21 protein-coding genes are annotated in these 20,725 nt (G+C 33.8%); 14 read left to right on the forward strand and 7 right to left on the reverse strand.

Annotated features, from left to right (window positions below; translation table 11 throughout):
- The first annotated feature begins 36 nt into the window (after positions 1-36).
- Genes kdsB through C6H18_RS07770 form a run of 3 tightly spaced genes read left to right on the forward strand, consistent with a single transcriptional unit; the run spans position 37 to position 2,604 of the window.
- Complete coding sequence (gene kdsB / locus C6H18_RS07760) at positions 37-804, forward strand: 3-deoxy-manno-octulosonate cytidylyltransferase (protein ID WP_104722535.1); 768 nt, start codon at positions 37-39, stop codon at positions 802-804.
- Entirely contained in the window at positions 782-1,372 is a 591-nt protein-coding gene (gene ribA, locus C6H18_RS07765) for a GTP cyclohydrolase II (RefSeq protein ID WP_104722536.1), read from the forward strand. The genes kdsB and ribA overlap by 23 nt, the downstream gene beginning before the upstream one ends.
- Positions 1,373-1,380: 8 nt before the next feature.
- Positions 1,381-2,604, forward strand: coding sequence for a molybdopterin molybdotransferase MoeA (locus C6H18_RS07770; protein WP_104722537.1), 1,224 nt, complete (start codon positions 1,381-1,383; stop codon positions 2,602-2,604).
- Positions 2,605-2,619: 15 nt separating this feature from the next.
- Here C6H18_RS07770 and C6H18_RS07775 read toward each other — a convergent pair whose 3' ends face one another.
- Genes C6H18_RS07775 through aroB form a run of 5 tightly spaced genes read right to left on the reverse strand, consistent with a single transcriptional unit; the run spans position 2,620 to position 8,577 of the window.
- The gene (locus C6H18_RS07775) at positions 2,620-2,943 is read right to left on the reverse strand and encodes a hypothetical protein (RefSeq protein ID WP_104722538.1); all 324 of its coding nucleotides are present in this window, start codon (positions 2,941-2,943) and stop codon (positions 2,620-2,622) included.
- Positions 2,930-4,606, reverse strand: coding sequence for an ATP-dependent metallopeptidase FtsH/Yme1/Tma family protein (locus C6H18_RS07780; protein WP_104722539.1), 1,677 nt, complete (start codon positions 4,604-4,606; stop codon positions 2,930-2,932). The genes C6H18_RS07775 and C6H18_RS07780 overlap by 14 nt, the downstream gene beginning before the upstream one ends.
- A complete protein-coding gene (mtaB, locus tag C6H18_RS07785) occupies positions 4,593-5,879 on the reverse strand; it encodes a tRNA (N(6)-L-threonylcarbamoyladenosine(37)-C(2))-methylthiotransferase MtaB (protein WP_104722540.1) in 1,287 nt (428 codons plus the stop codon). Before mtaB ends, C6H18_RS07780 begins: the two co-directional genes overlap by 14 nt.
- The gene (locus tag C6H18_RS07790) at positions 5,876-7,555 is read right to left on the reverse strand and encodes a mechanosensitive ion channel domain-containing protein (protein ID WP_104722541.1); all 1,680 of its coding nucleotides are present in this window, start codon (positions 7,553-7,555) and stop codon (positions 5,876-5,878) included. The genes mtaB and C6H18_RS07790 overlap by 4 nt, the downstream gene beginning before the upstream one ends.
- Positions 7,555-8,577, reverse strand: coding sequence for a 3-dehydroquinate synthase (gene aroB, locus C6H18_RS07795; RefSeq protein WP_104722542.1), 1,023 nt, complete (start codon positions 8,575-8,577; stop codon positions 7,555-7,557). The genes C6H18_RS07790 and aroB overlap by 1 nt, the downstream gene beginning before the upstream one ends.
- Before the next feature lie 148 nt (positions 8,578-8,725).
- On the opposite strand from aroB, the gene C6H18_RS07800 reads away from it, so the two are divergent.
- Both C6H18_RS07800 and C6H18_RS07805 read left to right on the forward strand, forming a co-directional pair.
- A complete protein-coding gene (locus C6H18_RS07800) occupies positions 8,726-9,061 on the forward strand; it encodes a DMT family transporter (protein WP_104722543.1) in 336 nt (111 codons plus the stop codon).
- A complete protein-coding gene (locus C6H18_RS07805; protein WP_104722544.1) occupies positions 9,054-9,374 on the forward strand; it encodes a DMT family transporter in 321 nt (106 codons plus the stop codon). The genes C6H18_RS07800 and C6H18_RS07805 overlap by 8 nt, the downstream gene beginning before the upstream one ends.
- A gap of 16 nt (positions 9,375-9,390) precedes the next feature.
- On the opposite strand, the gene C6H18_RS07810 is transcribed toward C6H18_RS07805, so the two are convergent.
- Positions 9,391-9,864 (reverse strand): peptidylprolyl isomerase, encoded by a 474-nt coding sequence (locus tag C6H18_RS07810; protein WP_104722545.1) that lies wholly within the window; start codon positions 9,862-9,864, stop codon positions 9,391-9,393.
- A 192-nt stretch (positions 9,865-10,056) separates the two neighbouring features.
- On the opposite strand from C6H18_RS07810, the gene C6H18_RS07815 reads away from it, so the two are divergent.
- The 9 genes from C6H18_RS07815 to C6H18_RS09725 all read left to right on the forward strand — a co-directional run bounded on the left by C6H18_RS07815 (position 10,057) and on the right by C6H18_RS09725 (position 18,608).
- Positions 10,057-10,782, forward strand: a complete 726-nt coding sequence (locus tag C6H18_RS07815) for a hypothetical protein (protein WP_104722546.1) — start codon at positions 10,057-10,059, stop codon at positions 10,780-10,782.
- A gap of 59 nt (positions 10,783-10,841) precedes the next feature.
- On the forward strand, positions 10,842-13,334 hold the full coding sequence (gene gyrA / locus C6H18_RS07820; RefSeq protein ID WP_104722547.1) for a DNA gyrase subunit A: 2,493 nt from the start codon (positions 10,842-10,844) through the stop codon (positions 13,332-13,334).
- A complete protein-coding gene (locus C6H18_RS07825; protein WP_104722548.1) occupies positions 13,334-13,741 on the forward strand; it encodes a hypothetical protein in 408 nt (135 codons plus the stop codon). Before gyrA ends, C6H18_RS07825 begins: the two co-directional genes overlap by 1 nt.
- Complete coding sequence (locus C6H18_RS07830) at positions 13,738-15,036, forward strand: sigma-54-dependent transcriptional regulator (protein WP_104722549.1); 1,299 nt, start codon at positions 13,738-13,740, stop codon at positions 15,034-15,036. The genes C6H18_RS07825 and C6H18_RS07830 overlap by 4 nt, the downstream gene beginning before the upstream one ends.
- Before the next feature lie 13 nt (positions 15,037-15,049).
- Positions 15,050-16,081, forward strand: coding sequence for an aspartate-semialdehyde dehydrogenase (locus tag C6H18_RS07835; protein ID WP_104722550.1), 1,032 nt, complete (start codon positions 15,050-15,052; stop codon positions 16,079-16,081).
- 276 nt (positions 16,082-16,357) lie between these two features.
- Positions 16,358-16,798 carry a hypothetical protein gene (locus tag C6H18_RS07840; RefSeq protein ID WP_104722551.1) on the forward strand — a complete coding sequence of 147 codons (441 nt, stop codon included), beginning with the start codon at positions 16,358-16,360 and terminating at the stop codon, positions 16,796-16,798.
- A 275-nt stretch (positions 16,799-17,073) separates the two neighbouring features.
- A complete protein-coding gene (locus tag C6H18_RS09655; RefSeq protein ID WP_267891872.1) occupies positions 17,074-17,202 on the forward strand; it encodes a S24/S26 family peptidase in 129 nt (42 codons plus the stop codon).
- Positions 17,203-17,433: 231 nt separating this feature from the next.
- Positions 17,434-17,961: a P-loop NTPase fold protein gene (locus tag C6H18_RS09720; RefSeq protein WP_267891873.1), complete on the forward strand. Its 528-nt coding sequence runs from the start codon at positions 17,434-17,436 to the stop codon at positions 17,959-17,961.
- Between the two features lie 32 nt (positions 17,962-17,993).
- Positions 17,994-18,608: a P-loop NTPase fold protein gene (locus tag C6H18_RS09725; RefSeq protein ID WP_324736269.1), complete on the forward strand. Its 615-nt coding sequence runs from the start codon at positions 17,994-17,996 to the stop codon at positions 18,606-18,608.
- Between the two features lie 800 nt (positions 18,609-19,408).
- Here the strand turns inward: C6H18_RS09725 and C6H18_RS07860 are convergent.
- Positions 19,409-20,614: a 2,3,4,5-tetrahydropyridine-2,6-carboxylate N-succinyltransferase gene (locus C6H18_RS07860; protein ID WP_104722555.1), complete on the reverse strand. Its 1,206-nt coding sequence runs from the start codon at positions 20,612-20,614 to the stop codon at positions 19,409-19,411.
- Positions 20,615-20,725: the final 111 nt, after the last annotated feature.

The following is a 20,725-nucleotide window of genomic DNA, read 5'->3' on the forward strand; positions in this document are numbered from 1 at the left end:
AGAGTTCGCACTTTACTCCCCTAAAATAGGTTTTATATGATTATTATTCCAGCAAGATTAAAATCTACCCGCTTCCCTAATAAGGTTTTAATTCCCATTGGGGGAATTCCTATGGTTATTCGTGTAGCAAGGATTGCTCAAGAGATTGATAGGGTTGTTATTGCAACAGATGAAGAAGAGGTGAGAAAAGTTTGCAAAGACTATGGATTTGAAGCTATTTTAACGGCTAAAAATCACGATAGCGGGACAGATAGGATAGCCGAGTGTGCTAGAATCTTGGATTTAGCAGAGGATGAAATTATTATTAATTTGCAAGGCGATGAGCCTCTTATCGAAAAAGAAGTCATACAAAGTTTAAAAAATCTTATGGAAGAGAAAGCTAAGTGTAATGGCGAGCTACCTTTTATGGGAAGTTGTGCTAGAGCTATTAGCAAGGAAGAAGCTAAGGATTGTAATCTTGTGAAAGTTGTTTTAAATGCTTCTAATGAGGCACTTTATTTTTCACGCTCTTCTATTCCTTATGATAGGGAGGATAAAATATCTGATATTACAGGGACTTATTGGGGACATTTAGGGATTTATGCTTTTAGCGGGAAAAGTTTGCAAGAGTTTTGTAATCTCCCAAAATCTATCTTAGAGGAAATAGAAAAACTTGAGCAATTGAGGGCTTTAGAGTATGGAAAATGTATTATAATGGCAAAGGTTAAGAGTAAGTCTTTTGGCGTTGATACTCCAGAGGATTTAAAAAAGATAGAAGAATATTTATTAAATAAGGAACAAAATGCAGTTAATAGAAGTTTCTAAAGAGGCTAATTTACCAACAAGATTTGGAGTTTTTAAAATTCGATCTTTTAGGGAGAAAAAGAAAGTTGGGGATGAGGTTTATTGCTTGGATCATCTTGTAATAAAAAGTGAGGAACTTCCTAAGAATCCACTTGTTAGAGTGCATTCTGAATGCTTAACAGGTGATGCACTTCAGAGTTTAAAATGTGATTGCGGTAGTGAGCTAGAAATGGCTTTAAAAAAGATAGCCCAAGAGCAAGGAATGGTAATTTATCTGCGTCAAGAGGGTAGAGGTATCGGGCTTTTTAATAAAGTAAATGCTTATGCTTTGCAAGATAAGGGTTTAGATACCATAGAGGCAAACTTAGAATTAGGCTTTAAAGAAGATGAGAGGGATTATTCTGTTGTGAAGTTTATCTTTGATTTTTATCATCTCAAGCAAATTCGCCTCCTTACAAATAATCCTAAGAAAATAGAGGCTTTTAAACAAATGGTAGAGATTCAAAGAGAGCCAATTATTATCCAATGCAACCAGCATAATATGCGTTATTTGAAGGTCAAAAAAGAAAAAATGGGGCATTTGCTCTAAGGAGTTTTATGGAAGAGAAAATTACTTATGCAAGGGCAAAGGAGATATTACAAAATCAAAAAATTTCTCCAAAAGGTTTAGAGAGGGTTTTTTTGTATGAATCTTTAGGGAGGGTTTTAGCCAAAGATATTTTTGCTAGTGAGGATATGCCAGAGGTTGCACTATCAAATATGGACGGGTATGCGTTAAGTTCTACAATGATAGGGGAGAGTAAGGGGGTTTTTAAAATATTTAGCGAAAATCCAGCAGGTAATCAAGAGAGCATAGAATTGCCACTTACTAAACCCTATGCTATAAAGACTTTAACAGGTGCGGCAATGCCTAAAGGTGCTGATATATTAGTCCCTTTTGAAAATACAAATATTAATGGAGAATATTTAGAGGTGAATGAATTTCCTAAAATAGGGGAATTTATAAGAAAAGTTGGTGATAATTATAAAAAAGGCGAGAAGCTCTTAAGTCAAGGAACGAAATTAAATGCTATTCATATTGGGCTTCTTGCAAGTTTAAATCAAGTCTTTGTAGAGGTTTTTGAGAAGCCAAAAGTAGGGATTTTAGTCAGTGGTAATGAGATTTTAGAGATTGGAGAGTCTAAGAGTAATCCTAATACCCTCTATAATGCTAATGGGCATCTCCTTTATGCCAAAATAAAAGAAAATGGAGGAAACCCAAAGCTTTATCCTATTTTAAAAGATGAAAAATCTAGCATACAAGATTGTTTAAAAGAGGCTTTGGAGGAGTGTGATTTGGTGGTATCAACAGGCGGGGCTAGTGTTGGGGATTATGACTTTATCCAAGCTATTTCTAAGCAATGGAGTGATGAAGTTGTTTTTAAAGGAGTGAGGATTAAGCCCGGACAACATATTATTTATGCTCATTTTCATCAAAAGCAATTTTTTGGTTTGCCGGGATTCCCTAATTCTACTTTGGTTACTTTTGAACTTTTTGTAAAAGAAATTTTAGGGAAGCTTTGCGGGGTGCTTTGTAGAGAAAATATTTTAGAAGTTACACTTAAAGAAGATGTGCAAAAAGGGGATGAAAGATTAGAATTTAGAGTATGCAATATCAGGAATGAAGGGGGTCAGTTTTTTATAGATTTTGAAGGTAAAAAGAGTTTTCAAAGTGCAATTTTAAATAATTTTTGTCCTTTAGATGATGCTAGGATGGGATTAGCGGTTTTAGAGGGTAATAGGCTTAAGGGTGATAGGATACCCGTTATTGTTTTGGGCTAGAAATATTTGTTTAAGTTATTGGTTGTAATAGAGTAAAATTCCTACTTGGCTTAAGATTTTAGAATCTTCAAAACTCAAATCTTTTTTTCTTGTGAAAAAATAAATTTTGCAACCAAATTTTTGAATATTATAGAGGGTCTTTAGCTCTTTTTGTGATAGTAAAGAAGGGAATATAAGGGTTAAAGTCTGGATTCTTTTGTGTTGCTTTAGGGTTTTATAGGAATAGTCTATTGCGTATGAGCAATGCTTTTTTACCCCAACAACGCTAAAGTGTGTTAAAAGTTCTTTAGGGGCTTGGGATAAGAGTTTATGTGTGCCAAAACTTTTAAAGGGTTGCATGGATTAATTCCCCGATTTCTTGGTATTCTAATTTTTCATTTTGTAAAAGTTTTTTTTGGATAGCATTGAGGAGGTTTTGATAATTTTTAAAAAACTCTATCCGCTCTATCTTGCAATTTTCTAAGATTTTTAAAATATCTTCTTCGCTTCCTATAAGGTATTCCCCCATTCCATAAGATTCAACCATTTTTTTTGCGATATTTTTTGCGATATTTAAGTCTTCTTTGGAGTGTGAATAGTATTCATCATAGAGCAGTTTTAACGCCGCAATTCCAGAGAGATGCACCTTGATTTGGTTTTCTAATTCATTTTTACTTGAAAATTCTTTATCAAGGTATTTTAAACCATCACTCATCAAAGTGGCTTTTTCAAAGGGTATCTCTAAGTGATAAGCACTAAAGGCTTTTGCCGCTTGATAAAAAGCTAGAATTTCTTTTTCTTTTTCGTTAAAGCTTAGTTTTTTCTTCACCCCTATCATCACCTTATCACGCACACTTAAAATATCTTCTTTTTGGATGGATGTAGAATTGCGTTTAATCGCATTAAGTGCCGCTTCATTAATGAGTGAGGCAATACCAGCTCCGCTAAAACCTACGCATAGTCTTGCTATTTCTTCTAAATTAAAATCATAATTTTTATCCCTACAATGCACTTTTAAGATTTTAATCCTTTCTTGCAAGTTTGGTAATTCAACAAATATTCTTCTATCAAATCTTCCACTTCTTAGCAATGCTTCATCCATTGAATCGATATTATTTGTTGCTCCAATAACTATAACGCCCTTGCTGTCTTCAAAGCCATCCATTTCTGTTAAAAGTTGGTTAAGTGTTGCTTCGCGTTCGTCATTGCGCATACCACCTCTTGCTTTTCCTACCGCATCAATTTCATCGATAAAAATAATAGAAGGTGCGTTAAGCTTGGCTTTGGTGAATAAATCTCTTACTCTTTTTGCCCCCATACCCACATAAATTTGCACAAAGCTTGCACCGCTTTGGTAAAAAAATGGCACACCAGCTTCCCCTGCTAATGCTCTAGCAATTAATGTTTTACCAACTCCGGGAGGTCCTATTAGAAGCACTCCCTTTGGGAGCTTTACGCCAAAGTTTTGGTATTTTTGTGGAGATTTTAGATAATCAATAATTTCTTCTAATTCTTCTTTGGCTTCACTAATGCCAGCAACATCTTCAAAAGTAATATTTGATTGTGTGGATTTTATTTTCGCTAAATCAAAACTTTCGTTAATTTCGTGGTTTAGAGTCTGAATATTTTGAATATCTTTTAAGGAGATATTTTTGCTAGGTTTTTTAAAATATTGAGGATTTTTAGCGAATAAAAGTAAGCAAATAACAATGACTCCAATAAATACAATAAAATCTAAATTTTCTAAAAAAGTAGAATTTGTAGTAATCTCTATGGGAATCTTCTCTCCAAAACCCTTAAGATCTACGCTATCTTTGGCGATTTTATAGGATTGATGATTGATTTTAAAAAATAAATAATCCCCTTTTATTTTGGCAGAATTTGGGAGAGAATCTTGCATTAGATAATGCAACTCCGAATTACTAATGAGCGTAGCATTATCTTTTAGAGATAGAATTGCCAATAAAATTAATGCACTAATAAAAAGACAGATTCCAAAAATCAGATATTTAGATTTGTGCATAATTTTTGTCCTTTTTTGCTATAAAATTTGTAATTTGTATCCAAGAATCTTTAGGAATGGGCGTTTTAGAGGTAATATCAATCCGATTATAATATTGGTCTAATCCGCTATAAAAGGTTTGATTGTCTAGGGTTTTTTGGGATTCTATTAAAATATTAAGAGGAGAATTAGATTGTTGGAGCTTTTTACGCATAGCAAGATTATTATTTGCCACAATCTCTTCAAGTTGTTTTTGACGCTCTTTAGCAATATTTCCTGCGACATCTGGTTTAAGTTTGCTTGATGCTGTCCCATCTCTTGGGCTATATATAAAGCTATGTAAATGGGTGAGCGGTAGTTCTTTGAAGTTTTTTAATGCCTCTTCCCAAATGTCTTGGGATTCTTGTGGATGCCCTATGATATAGTCGCTACCTAAGGCAAAGCCCATTTTAGAGAGCTTTTTAAAAAGTAGATAATCTTTTTGGTAAGTGTTTTGGCGATTCATAAGTTTTAGCATAAAAGGAGAAGTATGTTGCAAGGCAATATGTAAATGCCGCTCTATTTTGGGATTGGCGAGTATTTCAAGGAAGGTTTCATCAATTTGTGAGGGTTCTAAGCTTCCTAATCTTAGACGCTTTACTTCATTAATTTGGCAAATATCTTGTAATAGTGCAGTAATGCTTTGTTGGGATTCTATACCCCAGCTTCCCATATTAGTCCCTGTTAGGATAAATTCACTAAAACCCTTTTGGCAAAGAGTAGTGATTTGTTGTAGGATTTTTTCTTTACTAAAGCTTCTAGCCTTTCCACGAACGCTAGGAATAATGCAGTAGCTACAAGCAAAGTTACAACCTTCTTGGATTTTAATAAAGGCGCGACTTTTGCCAATAAAGTCTGTAATAATAGTCGAATCAAGATTTTCTAAATCATCTTGTAAATAAAAGCCTTGTGATTGCTTAAGAAGGTCGTTGATTTGCTCCTTAAAAGAATGTCCAAATACTCCAAATACAAGTCCTTTTTGCAAGAGTGATTCCCCTTGAGTCTTTACTCCACAGCCTGTAAAATATATTCTTTTCCCCTCATTTTGGAGGCGATTAATATAATTCCTAACACCACTATCTGCACCATTGGTTACTGTGCAAGAATTTACGATGATAATATCACTATCTTCTTCATAAGGGGTTTGTATAAAATCACTTAAAGCGTTAATCATAACTTGTGTATCAAAGAGATTGGTGCGACAACCAAAGGTTTTAAAATATACTTTAGGTTTGGTTGAAGTGTAAGTTATCATAAATCTCCTTGTGTGGGAGGGATAGATATGGGAGGAATAGAGCCATCACTTATAGGGGTATTCTTATCCCCGCTATAAATAGTGGTGCTTGGATAGGCAATTTTAATCTCTTGGGTTTTGAGAATTTCATTAATAATTTCTGCGCTAATATTGCTGCGGAGTGCTAAAGTTGCAAAGGAATTAGTGAGATACCATACAGAGATTCTAATACCATTTGGTTCTAGGAAGCTATATACACGAGGTTCAACATTGATATTGCGTAAAGTGTAGCGATTCCTTAATTTGTTAAATTGTTTTCTTGTAGATTCTGTATAGCCTTTGGCATATTTTCTAGCACATTCTCTAGCGATATGGCAAGCCTTTGCGTGGTCTGATTGAAAGGTTATAGTAAAGTCTATACCATCCCATACAGTTTGCATACCACTATGACTATAATTAGAAAACATTGTGGTGAAGATGAAATTATTAGGAATAAATATAACTCTTCCTGCTCGGCGATTTTCTTTATAGGAAGTTAAGGTAACATCTTCATATAAGATAATTCTTAATACAGAAATATCTAAAACATCCCCCACATAGACAGCTCCATCTTTGATAACCTTTATCCTATCCCCTGCATGGACTGCTCCACCAATGATAATAACAAACCACCCTAAAATGGACATAAACAAATCTTTCATAGCAATAGCTAAACCAGCAGATGCAAATCCAAGCACTGTTACAAGATAGCTAACATTATCTAAATAAGAAAAAAGCAATATCATAAGAATTAAAGTAATATTTAAAAAATTAATAATCTTATTAGCTGTATAAATCCTCTCATTATTATGGATATATTTACGCACCCCTAATTTTGTAAAAATAGCGATAGCTATGAGGATTAAAAGTGCAATACCAATATAAACTCCTTTGAGTGTTTGTGCCTTAATTTGCCCTCTTAGCTTTTCTGCATTTTCTTCTGTTTCTTTAGAGAAGATTCCAAAAGTTGTTGCGAAGATATTTTGTGTGGTTTCTAAAACTTTTATAATTTCTGCATTATCTTGCAGAGCCTTTAGGATTGATTGAGGGTTGTGAAATAGACAATAATCTTTTGCGCAAATTTTCTTTAATTGTTCTTGGGTTTGTGGATCTTTGAATCGGCTTAAGAGAGTATTTAATAAAATCTCTTTTTTGCGAAGATTGTCTAAAGTTTCTTCTAGGGTTTTATAATTAGTCCTTAGTGCCTCTACTTCTTGCTTGCTTCTTTTGATATAAGAAAAAGCTTGAATGATTAAAATAGGATTAGTTACATTAGGGATTTCTCCTAAGTTACTGCTTTCGATTAATTCTATAAAAGGCGAATCTTTATAAATCTCTAAGAGATTTTTTTGCTGATTGAGTGTGTTGAGATTCCTCTCTAAGTTAATAAGCTGACTTTGTATTTCGAGTGTTTTTGGTTGTGATTGTAAGGATATTATCTCTTCTTGAAGTTTGGTAATATTAAAAATCACTTGTTGGTAGGCTTGATAATTAGAGTATTTTTTAAGCCAAAGATTATTGGGGTTATCTAATATTTTATTAATACTTTGGATTTCTTTTTCTGTTTGTCGAATGATTTCTATTTCTTCTGCATTGCTAAGTGCATAGAGATTAATGTAGCTAAGTAAAATAATAAAACTATAAAACAATAGCTTCATTATTGAAATTCCTTGAGTATTTCTATTAAGAGGTCTTTTGAGACATCTTCTTTGAAGATAAAATCTCCTATTCCTTTTGGCAAGATGAATTTTAATGTATTATTGATACTTTTTTTGTCCAAGAAGAAGGATTGATAAAAGCTAGAAATATCCTTAATGGCATAGGTAGTTGGAAGATTATTTTGTTGAAGAATTTGTAATATTTCTTCGTATTGTTTTTGGGTGATGAGATTTAAACGCAGTGCTAAAGTGTTTGCCATAACCATTCCAATGCTTATAGCCTCTCCGTGTAAATAATGTCCATAACCACTTTGGGCTTCAATGATATGCCCAAAGGTATGCCCATAATTTAAGGCAGCACGAATTCCTCTCTCCTTTTCATCTTCTTTGACTACTTGAGCTTTGATATTGACTGCTCTATAAACACATTCTAAAAGATTCTTAGAATCTTCCCATTTTATTGTCTTAAGTGAGGTAAAAAAGTCTTTATCAAAACAAATTGCCATTTTGATGATTTCTGCTATTCCAGCATTAAATTCTCTTTTGGGGAGTGTTTTTAAAAATTGCGTATCAATATAGACGGCTTTGGGTTGGTGAAAAACTCCAATAAGGTTTTTACCAAATTGGTTATTGATACCTGTTTTACCCCCAACACTAGAATCAACTTGTGCTAGAAATGTGGTAGGGATTTGGATAAAATCAATTCCGCGCATAAAGATTCCAGAAGCAAAGCCTACCATATCACCAATCACCCCTCCGCCAAATGCAATCATTAAAGAGTTCCTATCTAGGCGATGATTGAAAGCAGATTCTAAGATTAGTTCTATACTTTGCATATTTTTATAATATTCCCCATCTTGGAGACTTAGGCAATAAATTTCATCCGCTTGGAGTTTGGATAATAAGAATTGTAGATGCAATCCCGCAATTTTTGGATTAGTGATAATTAATACTTTGCCCTTGTGGGAGATATTTGGTAAAGCACCAAAGGTAATAGGGTAGTTAGGCAGAATAATTTGCATAGGGATAATTGCCTTTATATAAAGTTGATGATTGCAAGGATTTTAGCAATTTTTTGTTTTATTTATCCTTTATGCTATGATTTATTAGTTATGCAAAATTGGGATTTTGTAATTTATTGATAACTTCATTTGGGTATAAAGGTAGTATATGTTAAAGGCTTGGGTTTTTTTATTGTTGGCAATCTTTTCTGAAGTATTTGGTGTTTCTATTGTTAATTATTCGCAAGAAGATAATAAAGCCTTTGTGTTATCTATACTTTTTATTAGTATTGCCATTGCGTATTATTGTATGTCTTTATCTCTAAAGAAAATTAATGTGGGGGTGGCGTATGCAATTTGGGAGATTGTAGGTTTAAGCCTTATTACAATTATTGCGATTTTTATATTTGGAGCAGAATTAAAGATACAAGAATATATAGGATTGGCTTTAGCGATTGTTGGAATTGTGCTTGTGAATCTTGGGGAGAATCGTAGTGATGTTTAATCTTTATTTGCTTTATGTTGTTTTAGCGGCTATTTTGGATATTTTTGCAAATCTTGCGCTTAGTAAGTCTGAGGGGTTTAAGAATCTTAAATGGGGGATTTTATCTATCTTGTTAGTTTGGTTAGCGTTTTATCTTTTGATGTTAAGTTTAGAGGGAATGAAGCTTGCCATAGCCTATACAATTTGGGGAAGTATAGGGATTTTGGGAACAACACTTGGAGGATGGTATTTTTTTAAACAAAAACTCAAACCCATAGGGTGGGTTGGAATTTGCGTTATTATCTTTGCGGTTATTATTCTAAAAACAGCCTAAGTTTAGAGGGATTGCATTAGATGATAATAGTTACGATGATATCGCCCTCTCTAATAGAATCTAAGACTTTCAAGCTTTGCTCATCTTCGATTTGCCCAAAGATAGTATGTTCTCCATCAAGATGAGGTTGAGGAGCAAAGCAGATGAAAAATTGGCTTCCACCGGTATCTTTTCCAGCGTGTGCCATAGAGAGAGTTCCTTTTAAGTGTCTATGGGGATTGTTTTCTAATTCGCACGCAATAGTGTATCCGGGTCCTCCTCTCCCACTGCCTTCAGGACAACCTCCTTGTGCAACAAAGCCAGAAATTACGCGGTGAAAGTTAAGATTATCATAAAATCCACTTTGTGCTAAAGAAGCAAAGTTTGCCACAGTATTTGGGGCTTCGTTAGGAAAAAGTTTAATGGTCATATTGCCTTTTTGTGTTTTTATAACAGCAAATTGCAATTTATCAAGAACTTCTTTGCTGGTATCAAATACTTTAGTTTCCATAGGATTCTCCTTATAAGTTTCTAGGGTATTTTTATGAATGAGGATGATATTATAGACTAAAAACTCATTAAATCCTAAAGTTTGTGATTTTTGCTAATATTTTAGGAATTTTTAAGCTCCACATATGGAATGATATTTAAAGAAAGTTATTGTAGTATTGGGTTTTAAAACTCTAAATGCAAGGGGAGTAGAATGCCTAAGATTATTTTGCTTTTTTTCTTGGTTATAAATCTTAATGCAGAGACTTTGTATCCTTCTTGGCTAAGGTATGGATTAAAGATTGTTTCGAACTTTGGAACGCAAAATGAAATAGAGGGTTATGGCATTATTATTAATGATGGTTTAATACTTACAAGCGCACAAAATGTTTATAGAAGTAGCCAGATAGAAGATATTTTGCTCTATGATGGGAGTGTTTTAGGCGATCATATCACTTGCTTGGGTTATGCTAAAGTTTTAGCTTTAGATATGAATTTAGATTTGGCTATTTTAGTCCCCTCCACTTTTACAGATATTTATTGCAATCTTCTTCCGGTGCAGGGAAATTTTCGCTCACTTGTTTTTAAAGAAAGTTTCTTGAATCTCTTAGAAGAAACCCAAGAATTTGCCCTTGATAAAAATTCTAATATCTCTTATATGGTTATTGGTGATTGGTTAGAATTTCAAAGAAAAACAATGCCTTTAGGAGAGTTTATGAGTTTATTGCAAATCCAAAAAGAAAGTTTTTTGGGAATGCCTGTTTTTCTAAATAGCAAGGAATTTTTTGTTGAGGATTTTTTTATAGGAATTATCACTGGAAAATCTCATAAAACAATCTTGGAGGCTAAAAAGATTGTGCAATTTTTGTGCGAAGTCAATAAGAAAACTTCTATTTTTGAAGAATATCCTTCTCTGCAAGAGAATTGTTATGCTAATTAGCAAGATTAAAGCAAAATAAGGTAGAATCCGGCAGATTTTTATATTTTTAAAGGAAATAAATGTCTGATTTGCTAAACCAAGATATCCAAAACATTAATATTGAAGATTCTATTAAAGAGAGCTATCTTGATTACTCTATGAGTGTTATTGTAGGACGGGCATTGCCTGATGCTAGAGATGGCTTAAAACCCGTCCATAGAAGAATACTTTATGCAATGTATGAGCTTGGAGTAACCTCTAGGGTGGCTTATAAAAAATCTGCAAGGATAGTAGGGGATGTGATAGGTAAATACCATCCTCACGGGGATACTGCTGTTTATGATGCGCTTGTAAGAATGGCACAAGAATTTTCTATGCGTTTAAGGCTTGTTGATGGGCAGGGGAATTTTGGTAGCATTGATGGAGATAGTGCCGCAGCTATGCGTTATACTGAAGCAAGGATGACACAAGCTTCAGAAGAAATTTTGCGGGATATTGATAAGGAGACTGTGGATTTTCTCTCTAACTATGATGATACCCTAAGAGAGCCTGATATTTTACCAAGTCGTCTTCCTAATCTTTTAGTTAATGGCTCTAATGGAATTGCTGTAGGAATGGCGACAAATATTCCTCCACATAGAATAGATGAGATTGTAGATGCTTTAGTTTATATCATTGACAATCCTAAGGCAGAACTTAATGAAGTTTTGGAGTTTATCGAAGGACCTGATTTTCCAACAGGTGGAATTATTTATGGTAAAAATGGAATCCGCGAAGCTTATGAGAGTGGTAGGGGGAGAATTAAGATTCGTGCCAAAACCCATATTGAAAAAACTAAAACCAAAGATGTTATTGTCATTGATGAAATACCCTATCAAGTCAATAAGGCAAGACTTGTAGAGCAAATTGCTGAACTTGCCAAAGAAAAGGTTATTGAAGGCATTTCTGAAGTGAGGGATGAGTCTGATAGAGAGGGGATAAGGGTTGTTATTGAATTAAAAAGGGAGGCAATGAGTGAAATTGTCCTTAATCATCTCTTTAAATCCACTCCTATGGAAAGCACTTTTGGAATCATACTTCTAGCTATTTATAATAAAGAACCCAAGATTTTTACCCTTTTAGAGCTTTTACATTTATTTATTTCGCATCGTAAAAGTATTGTTATCCGACGAACGATCTTTGATTTAGAAAGGGCAAAGGCTAGAGCGCATATTTTAGAGGGTTTAAGGATTGCACTAGAGCATATTGATGCTATTGTTGCACTTATCCGTGCTAGTAGTGATTCTAAGGTAGCTAAAGAAGGGTTAATGGGTGAATTTAATCTTAGTGAGATTCAAGCCCAAGCTATTTTAGAAATGCGCTTGCAACGATTAACCGGTTTAGAGAGGGATAAAATAGAACAAGAATACCAAGAATTACTTAAAGAAATTGAATACCTAAGTTCTATTTTAAAAAGCGAGGAACTCTTAAACAAAATCATTAAAGAAGAATTATTAGAGATAAAACAGAGGTTTTCAACGAAACGATTAACGGCTATTGAAGAAGATTATGAGAGCATTGATATGGAGGATTTAATCCCTAATGAATCCGTAGTCGTTACAATGAGTCATAGGGGCTATGTTAAGCGTGTTCCTGTTAGAACTTATGAGAAGCAAAATCGTGGCGGAAAAGGTAAAATCTCTGCGAATACCCACGATGATGATTTTATCGAAAGTTTCTTTGTTTCTGATACTCACGATACGATTATGTTTATTACCAATAAAGGACAGCTTTATTGGCTTAAAGTTTATAAGATTCCAGAAGCAAGTCGCACCGCTATTGGTAAGGCGGTGGTGAATCTTATTAACCTCTCTCCTGATGAAAAAATTATGGCGACTATTACAACAAAAGATTTTAATGAAGATAAATCCATAGCCTTTTTTACAAAGAATGGAATTATTAAGCGCACAAATTTAAGTGAGTTTAAAAATATAAGAAGTGTTGGGGTTAAGGCTATTAATCTTGACAATGATGATGAGTTAGTTACGGCTAAAATTGTTTCTTCAGAAATTAAAGAGATTTTAGTCGTTACTTATGAGGGAATGTGTGTGCGATTTGGTGTAGAAGATGTTAGAGAGATTGGACGCGCAGCAAGAGGGGTTACAGCTATTAAATTTAAAATGCCAAAAGACTATGTTATTGGCGCAACTATTATTGCTAATGAAAATGAAGAAATTTTGAGTGTTAGCGAAAAGGGGATTGGAAAAAGAACAGAAGCTAATGAATACCGAATCACCAAAAGAGGTGGTAAAGGTGTGATAGCTATGAAGCTTACTCCAAAAACAGGGAAGCTAGTAGGGGTTGTTAATGTTGATGAAAATATGGATTTAATGGTGCTAACAAGCAGTGGTAAGATGATTAGGGTGGATATGCAAAGTATTCGTAAAGCAGGTAGGGCTACAAGTGGGGTAATTATTGTTAATGTTAATGATGAAAAAGTAGTTTCCATTGCACGATGCCCCAAAGAAGAAAAAGAATTAGATGAGAATGACGAAGAAGTAAATTTACTAGGAGTAAATAGCAAAGAGGACTAATGCAAAAGATTATTTTTGCCCTCTTTTTATCGTCATTGCCATTTTATGCGTCAGAATATATTTTTTCTTATCAACTAGGCGTGAAAAATGGCATAATTTTGAAAGAAAAGTATTATTTTTCTCCTACAATGATAGGGGCAAAGATTTTAAAGAAAGATAAGAATCCTTATAAAAAATGTGAAATCCCCCATTTGGCAAGGAGTGAGAAAGAATTTTTAAAAGATTATAAAGAAGAGATTTTAGAATGTTTTTTTACTTGGGGCATTAAGTTAGAGGATAGAACAGAAACTAAGTATTTACAAAGTCAATCTACAACCTTTTTATGGATACCCCCAATGCGCATTCAAATAGAATTTGAAAATGGGATTGCAACTATTTATGCGCTTAAGAATAAGGAGATGAGATGAAGTTAGCCATTGTAGAAGATGATATTAATATGAGAAAGTCTTTAGAAATTGCTTTAGGGGAGTATAAAGAATTTGAAGTGATAAGCTTTAAAAGTGCAAAAGATGCCTTAAAAAAACTTGATGATTCTATTGATTTAATTATTACAGATATTAATATGCCCCAAATGGATGGATTAGAATTTTTAAAAATCCTCAATGGTCGTTATGAAGCTTTGATTATTACAGGGAATGCAACTTTAAATAAGGCTATTGATTCTATCCGTTTAGGGGTAAAGGACTTTTTGACAAAACCTTTTGAAGTTGAGACTTTAGTCGAGGCGATAAAACGAGCTAAAAAAGCACAAGAAATCATTGCTAAAACCCCTAAAAAATCTACCACTTCATCAAAACAAAGTTTCGTTACTACCTCACCTGCATTAGAAAATGTCCTAAAACTTGTGAATAAAGCAGCTAAGACAGATGCTTCTATGTTGCTTCTAGGGGAGAGCGGTGTAGGAAAAGAACTCTTTGCAAACTATATTCATCAAACTTCTTTGCGTAGTAACTCCCCTTTTGTAGCTATTAATATGGCAGCTATTCCAGAGAATTTATTAGAATCTGAACTTTTTGGCTATGAAAAAGGTGCTTTTACAGATGCCACAGAGGGCAGATCAGGGAAATTTGAAGTAGCCAATGGAGGAACGCTTTTTTTAGATGAAATTGGGGAGATGCCAGCTGTGTTGCAAACTAAGCTATTAAGAGTTTTGCAAGAGAAGGAGGTTGTTAGGCTTGGGAGCAGTAAGCCTCTTAAAGTAGATATTCGATTTATTGCAGCAACTAATGCAGATATTCAAAAGAAGATTAAGCAAGGGGAATTTAGAGAAGATTTATTTTTTAGGCTACAAACTATCCCTGTGCATATTCCTCCATTAAGAGAAAGGGAGGAAGAGATTATTCCGCTTTGTGAGTGGAAATTAGAGCAAGTAGATTTGCAATATGGTATAGGGAAGAAAAAGTGGGGTAGGGGTGCAAAGGAGCAGCTTTTAGCTTATAGTTGGCCAGGTAATATTAGAGAGCTTTTATCTGTTGTCGAGAGGGCGGCTATTTTGTGCGAAGAAGATACCATTATGCCAGAAGATTTGTTTTTAAGCTCAAGGGAGAGTGGCGGAGCAAAGAAGATTGCCAATTTAGAAGAAGAGTTGCTTTATGAAGCTTTAAAGGATTGTGATTCAGATATTGATAAAGTAGCTTCTCTTTTGGGAATGAAAAAAGAATCTTTGATGCAGAAAATGGAACAATATAAAATTAAACTCTAAATGGAGGAAAGCAATGAAAAAGTATAATGTGGCTGTGGTAGGTGCAACAGGGGCAGTAGGTGAAGAGTTTTTTAGGATATTAGAAGAGAGGGATTTTCCTATTGCAGAGCTTGTTCCTTTAGCAAGTGCTAGAAGTGTGGGTAAGGAAATAGAATATAGGGGTAAGAATTATCCCATACAAGAGCTTACCCATAAGGTGTTTAAAGAGCAAAAGGTGGAAATTGCATTTTTTTCTGCAGGGGGTAGTGTGAGTGCAGAATTTGCTCCAAGTGCGGCTAAATCTGGTGCGGTAGTGATTGATAATACGAGTTATTTTAGAATGCAAAAAGATGTGCCTTTAGTTGTGCCTGAAGTTAATCCTCAGGACATTGCATTATGGGAGAAAACAGGAATTATTGCAAACCCTAATTGTTCTACTATCCAAATGGTTCAGGTTTTAGCCCCTTTGCATAAAGCCTTTGGGATTAAACGCGTAGATGTTAGTACTTATCAAGCAGTCTCTGGTGCGGGTAAAAAGGGGATGGAAGAATTAGTGATACAAATGCAAAAATTCTTTGATTTTAGTTTGGATTCTTGTGAGAGTAAAGCATTTCCTCATCGCATAGCCTTAAATCTTATCCCACAAATTGATGTGTTTTTAGAAAATGATTACACTAAAGAAGAAATGAAAATGGTCAATGAGACAAACAAGATTATGCATAGCGATTTTGAGGTAAGTGCTACTTGTGTTCGTGTGCCTATTTTACGTAGCCATAGTGAATCCATTACGATAAGGTTTGAACAAGAAGTTAGCAAGGAAGAAGCTCAAAAGGTGTTAAAACAAGCACCCTCTTTGATTCTTATAGATAATCCAGAAGACAGCAAATATCCTATGCCTATTCTTGCTACGGATACTGATGATACTTATGTGGGTAGAGTGCGTGTGGATAATTATGATAAAAAGATTCTACACCTTTGGTGTGTAGCTGACCAACTTCGTGTAGGGGCGGCAACCAATGCTGTGAGAATTGCCCAAAAATGGATAGAAATGCAAAACAATAAATAGTTAAGCAATAATTTTACAAGAACTCTTATGCAATGCCAATTGTATTGATATACCATTTGCATTGCTTTGATACTAAAATCTCATATTTAGAATCCTTGCAAAAGAGTTTGTAAGAGCGCAAATTGCTCTTGGTGGCTTTATTGTAGCAATTTTAAAGCTTTTCTAATACTAAACAAGCTCTAGTTGGGATACAAGTTATCCCACTTGGGGATACTTCTATCCTTGTTAATATTTAAGGTATAACAACCTTAAAAAGAATATAATAAGGGGATAAAAATGGAGGGACATATAATGCAGGTTATACAACCTAATCATACTATTTCACAAAGCACAATAGCTTTAATAATGAAGCTTATCAAAAAAAGCTATAAAGAAGAAGAACAACAAGAAATTCTAAATGATATTGTTGCTATTGTCGATGAAGTTAAAAGAGATAATAGAATCTCCTCTGAAGCAATAAGAGAAGAAGTTGTCGAAAAGCTAAAAGGTGAATTAGCCACTAAAGACTTTGTTAGAGCTGAAATTGCAGAATCAAAGCAAGAGTTGAAACAAGAAATTGCAGAAGTGAAAACAGAGTTAAAAGCTGAGATTGCTGAAGTTAGAGCTGATTATCGCTCTCTTAGGCAAGAAATGAAGTTCTATGCAATAGGATTAGGAGTCTTAATGATTATCCTCCAACCTAAGGTATTTGATTTTATCACTGCTTTTCTTAAGTAACTAACTACTTAAAATACTTACAACCTGAGCTACGATACAAGTTATCCCACTTGGGTTAGATATATCCTTGTTTTAGCCTTTAAGACTTTTTAAATTTCTTTGGAAGTTCTCCTAAATAAAGCTTAAAGAGTGAAAAGAAATATAAGATTCTAAAACTCTATAAAGCCAATGCAACTTTAGGAGGTGGAGGGATTAATGAGTTTGTAAGTGTAGAGGAAATTCCTTTTCCTGCTGCATTGCTAGAAAAACTCAAGATTAACCCTAAATAGGAAATCATAGAATGCAAGGGAGATTCTATGGAATCTCTTATTAAAGACAATGCACTTTGCTTTATTGACAGACAAGCAACTCTTAAAGACAAAGAATACTTTGTGATGAATGCCAATGAGGGGATTGTTTGTTAAACAAGTCTTTTTAAAAGATAATGAAGTGATTTTGTATTCTTTGAATCTAGCCTATCAAGATTTATTCTTTTAAAATGGAAATTGGCAGAAATTCTAAGCCATAATGCTTTATCTATGCCATAATAAAATAATACATTAAGGAATCAAAATGAAAAAATACCTTTAAAAGATAACTTTTTTGATAAGGATGAGAATTGCACATTTGACAATGATAAGCTAAGCAGAAAATCTATTGCTAGTAATCTAACAAATATCTTAAAACACTCTAGCGCGGAGACACAAGGATTGATTCTTGCCTTAAATGCACAATGGGGAAATGGCAAAACAACTTTTATTAAAATGTGGAAAAATATGCTTGATGAAGAAAATAAGATTCCAAATCTGTATTTCAGTGCTTGGGAAAAGGATTATACCAAAGAACCTTTGATTGCTGTTTTAGGAGAATTGAATGGGTATTTAACAAAAAATAATATTCAGAATGAAAATTTCAATAAAGCAGTAGAGTCTGTGCAAAAAATCTTTAAAAAAATATTGCCTACTTTATTGAAAATAAGCGTGAAAGATTTATTTAATAAAATTGAAATAGATAATGAATTGCTCCAAGAGGCTTCACAGACATTAACAGAGAATGCCACAAAAACATTAATTGAAAATTACTCTAAAGAAGAAGAATGCTTAGTTCAATTAAAAAAGAATTTAACAGAAGTTTTTAAAAAGCAACAGGAGCAAAAGAGGGGCAACCTTTTATCATTTTTATAGACGAATTAGACCGCTGTCGCCCAACCTATGCCATTGAAATGCTAGAAAATATTAAGCACCTCTTTGGGATTCCTCATCTTGTTTTTGTGGTTTCTATTGATAAGGTTCAACTCTCTAAATCTATTCAGGCAATTTATGGGCAAATTGACACAGAAAATTATCTTAGGAGATTCTTTGATTTAGAATATATCTTGTCTAATCCCTCACCACTACTACAAATTTTTTGTCTTGATTTAAAAAAACGATTAAATATACAAACAGATATTGCAAAAATTTTTATAACAGACAATTTTACTTTACGAGAATTGCAAAAAATTCTCCCTCAAATTAAATTGTTAGAGATACAGCAATTTCAAGGTGATAATAAAAAATTTGAAATGATACACGCTATTTTTATTTTGCTTATTAAGATTTATAGACCTGATTTGTATTTGCAAATACCAAATACTACAGATATAGAGGGAGTAATGGGAATAGCAGAGAAACTTGTATGCAAAGAGGATAAAGTTTCAGGTAAAGATGTTTTTATGAAGTGTATAGGGATGACTTATGCCATAAATACAAAATCATATATTCAAGATGCTATTTTTTTGATTCACTCGATAAAGAAGGAAAGAAGGAAATTAGTGATGAATCTTCTTATATAGTGAAAACCTATCATAAATTTTTTATAGATAACTATAGTGAATATTGTAAAGAAATCAAAAAATTAGCAGAAGAAAATAAACAAAGTAAAAATTCACACAGAAACAAAGAATGTAATGAATGGTGCAGAAATCCACAATTACCAATGCCAAAAAATATACAAGCAATTGCTATAATTTCCGCTATTAACTTTACCTCAGCATAGCTTTAAAAAATTATCAATTTCCTTAGAGTGTGTATCATCTCTTACATAATCAACAAATCCTAAACTTTTTAGAACAAATAAAGATAAATATAAATTACTTTTTCTGTGAAAGTTCTCCTATTGTGTGATTGAGAGAAATAAGTCTTTTAAAAATAAAGCTATTACGCTATTAATACTAGAGATGGTTTATTTATAAAACAAGTTTTTAAGTAAGAAAATATATCCAAATCGTATTTAATAAGGTGTAAGAATCAAATTTGACTTGTAGTCAAAGAGTATATAAACTCTCAATCCCCACAATGACAGCACTTTTAAATTGTCTCCCCCCCCCCCCCTTTTTTTTTGTTAAAAAAAATCCTCAATTGCAGTCTCCACATTTCCATAAAAACTCAAGGATTTCAAAAGAGGATTCTTGAAAATTTAGCTATGCTTGTTGCTATCTTTTAGATTTACTAGGAATACAGGGATGTAAAAAAAGGGGGGGGTTAAGAGGGTTAGCTATTAGAGTTAGTGAGTCATAGAAGTAATATTTATAGGATTTAAAGACAAAATTCAATGAAATAAATCATTCTTGCTTTTTAGGCAAGTAATGATTTATTAATGCAAGGCGGCATTAAGCTCTATTTTGCGATTAGAGCGAAATGCTATCATAGTTCCACTCTTAGAATCGCATCTAAAATGCACTCCATTTTTGCCCGATAGCTCTCTGCCTTTATAGATTCCACTCTCTTTAATTTCAAATCCGGGATTAATCTCTGCTAGTTTTTTTGCTTCTTCTAAGGAGATTTTAAAGATTGTTCCAGCTAAAACTGCGATTCCACCATCGACAATGCAACCATCTCCTAAAGAAATCCCCGTAGAGCTATTTACCCCTAAGAGACAATTTTTGCCAATACTAATAGGATCGGAGTTTCCACCGCTTAACACGCCTAAAATACTAGCCCCACCGCCTACATCACTACCTTCTCCTACAATAACGCTTGAACTAATGCGTCCTTCATTCATACAAGTTCCCATTGCTCCTGCGTTGAAATTCACATAACTAGCCCCCGGCATTTGGGTATAACCACCACTTCCTAAATACGCACCAAATCTTGTTTTGGCGGTATCTAGTAAGCGGATATTGTCGTATTGCGGGATAACTTGCATTAAATAGCGAGGGAACTTATCGACAAAGTCAATAGCTGGGAATTCTCCACGCATTTTAAGCGCAATCTCATTCTCTCTTAGCCACTCTAGTTCAAAAGGCACATTTCCACTCCAAGCAACATTGCTTAAAAGCCCAAAAATACCATCTAAATAGAGGCTTCTAAGCGGTGCTTTTCCTAATGAGAGGGCGAGTAATTTCATATAAGCTGATTCGACGCTTTGGCATTGTTTGTCTTCATAAATGGCGCAAAATCTATATCGAAAGTCGCCATTATTGGTGTAAAGCCTACCTTCTTGCAACGCTCTTTGCAATTCTAAAACCACAGCTACATTTTTGTGTGCATTAGGATTGCTTTGTGTTTCTGCGATAAAGGGCGCAAAGTCATCAAGTGCTGCAATCACAAATTCTTCAGTGATTCCAAAAACAAGCTCACTTTCATTTTGGTTGATAGTCTCACATTTATCAAGTAGATTCCAAAAAATCGCATAACTGCCAAAATTTTCCTTCCAATTAAGCACAGGATAAGTTGCTTGAAGCACCTTATTGCTTATTATTCCAACATCTGCATAACAAATGCCAAAACCAAGAGGCTGTTTGTAGTTGCTTTTAGTTTCTATTTTTGCGACTTTTTCTTTAAAGGTTTCAATGCTCATAAAAACTCCTTATTTTCTTGTAATTATAATAATATTCCTCTATGGATTCCATAAATTTATCGAACTTTCCTTAAGAAAATGCTACAATCCTAGAAAATACCATATAAGGTA

The sequence above is a fragment of the Helicobacter mesocricetorum genome, assembly GCF_900198605.1.
GTDB classification, from domain to species: domain Bacteria; phylum Campylobacterota; class Campylobacteria; order Campylobacterales; family Helicobacteraceae; genus Helicobacter_D; species Helicobacter_D mesocricetorum.

Bases quoted from the DNA above. Each gene is read 5' to 3' on its own strand.
- C6H18_RS07770 (WP_104722537.1), top strand. From the start codon at position 1,381: ATGGAAGAGAAAATTACTTATGCAAGGGCAAAGGAGATATTACAAAAT.
- C6H18_RS07775 (WP_104722538.1), bottom strand. From the start codon at position 2,943: ATGCAACCCTTTAAAAGTTTTGGCACACATAAACTCTTATCCCAAGCC.
- C6H18_RS07805 (WP_104722544.1), top strand. From the start codon at position 9,054: ATGTTTAATCTTTATTTGCTTTATGTTGTTTTAGCGGCTATTTTGGAT.
- C6H18_RS07780 (WP_104722539.1), bottom strand. From the start codon at position 4,606: ATGCACAAATCTAAATATCTGATTTTTGGAATCTGTCTTTTTATTAGT.
- gyrA (WP_104722547.1), top strand. From the start codon at position 10,842: ATGTCTGATTTGCTAAACCAAGATATCCAAAACATTAATATTGAAGAT.
- C6H18_RS07800 (WP_104722543.1), top strand. From the start codon at position 8,726: ATGTTAAAGGCTTGGGTTTTTTTATTGTTGGCAATCTTTTCTGAAGTA.
- C6H18_RS07815 (WP_104722546.1), top strand. From the start codon at position 10,057: ATGCCTAAGATTATTTTGCTTTTTTTCTTGGTTATAAATCTTAATGCA.
- C6H18_RS07790 (WP_104722541.1), bottom strand. From the start codon at position 7,555: ATGAAGCTATTGTTTTATAGTTTTATTATTTTACTTAGCTACATTAAT.
- C6H18_RS07810 (WP_104722545.1), bottom strand. From the start codon at position 9,864: ATGGAAACTAAAGTATTTGATACCAGCAAAGAAGTTCTTGATAAATTG.
- C6H18_RS07835 (WP_104722550.1), top strand. From the start codon at position 15,050: ATGAAAAAGTATAATGTGGCTGTGGTAGGTGCAACAGGGGCAGTAGGT.
- kdsB (WP_104722535.1), top strand. From the start codon at position 37: ATGATTATTATTCCAGCAAGATTAAAATCTACCCGCTTCCCTAATAAG.
- aroB (WP_104722542.1), bottom strand. From the start codon at position 8,577: ATGCAAATTATTCTGCCTAACTACCCTATTACCTTTGGTGCTTTACCA.
- C6H18_RS07825 (WP_104722548.1), top strand. From the start codon at position 13,334: ATGCAAAAGATTATTTTTGCCCTCTTTTTATCGTCATTGCCATTTTAT.
- C6H18_RS07860 (WP_104722555.1), bottom strand. From the start codon at position 20,614: ATGAGCATTGAAACCTTTAAAGAAAAAGTCGCAAAAATAGAAACTAAA.
- C6H18_RS07840 (WP_104722551.1), top strand. From the start codon at position 16,358: ATGGAGGGACATATAATGCAGGTTATACAACCTAATCATACTATTTCA.
- ribA (WP_104722536.1), top strand. From the start codon at position 782: ATGCAGTTAATAGAAGTTTCTAAAGAGGCTAATTTACCAACAAGATTT.
- C6H18_RS07830 (WP_104722549.1), top strand. From the start codon at position 13,738: ATGAAGTTAGCCATTGTAGAAGATGATATTAATATGAGAAAGTCTTTA.
- mtaB (WP_104722540.1), bottom strand. From the start codon at position 5,879: ATGATAACTTACACTTCAACCAAACCTAAAGTATATTTTAAAACCTTT.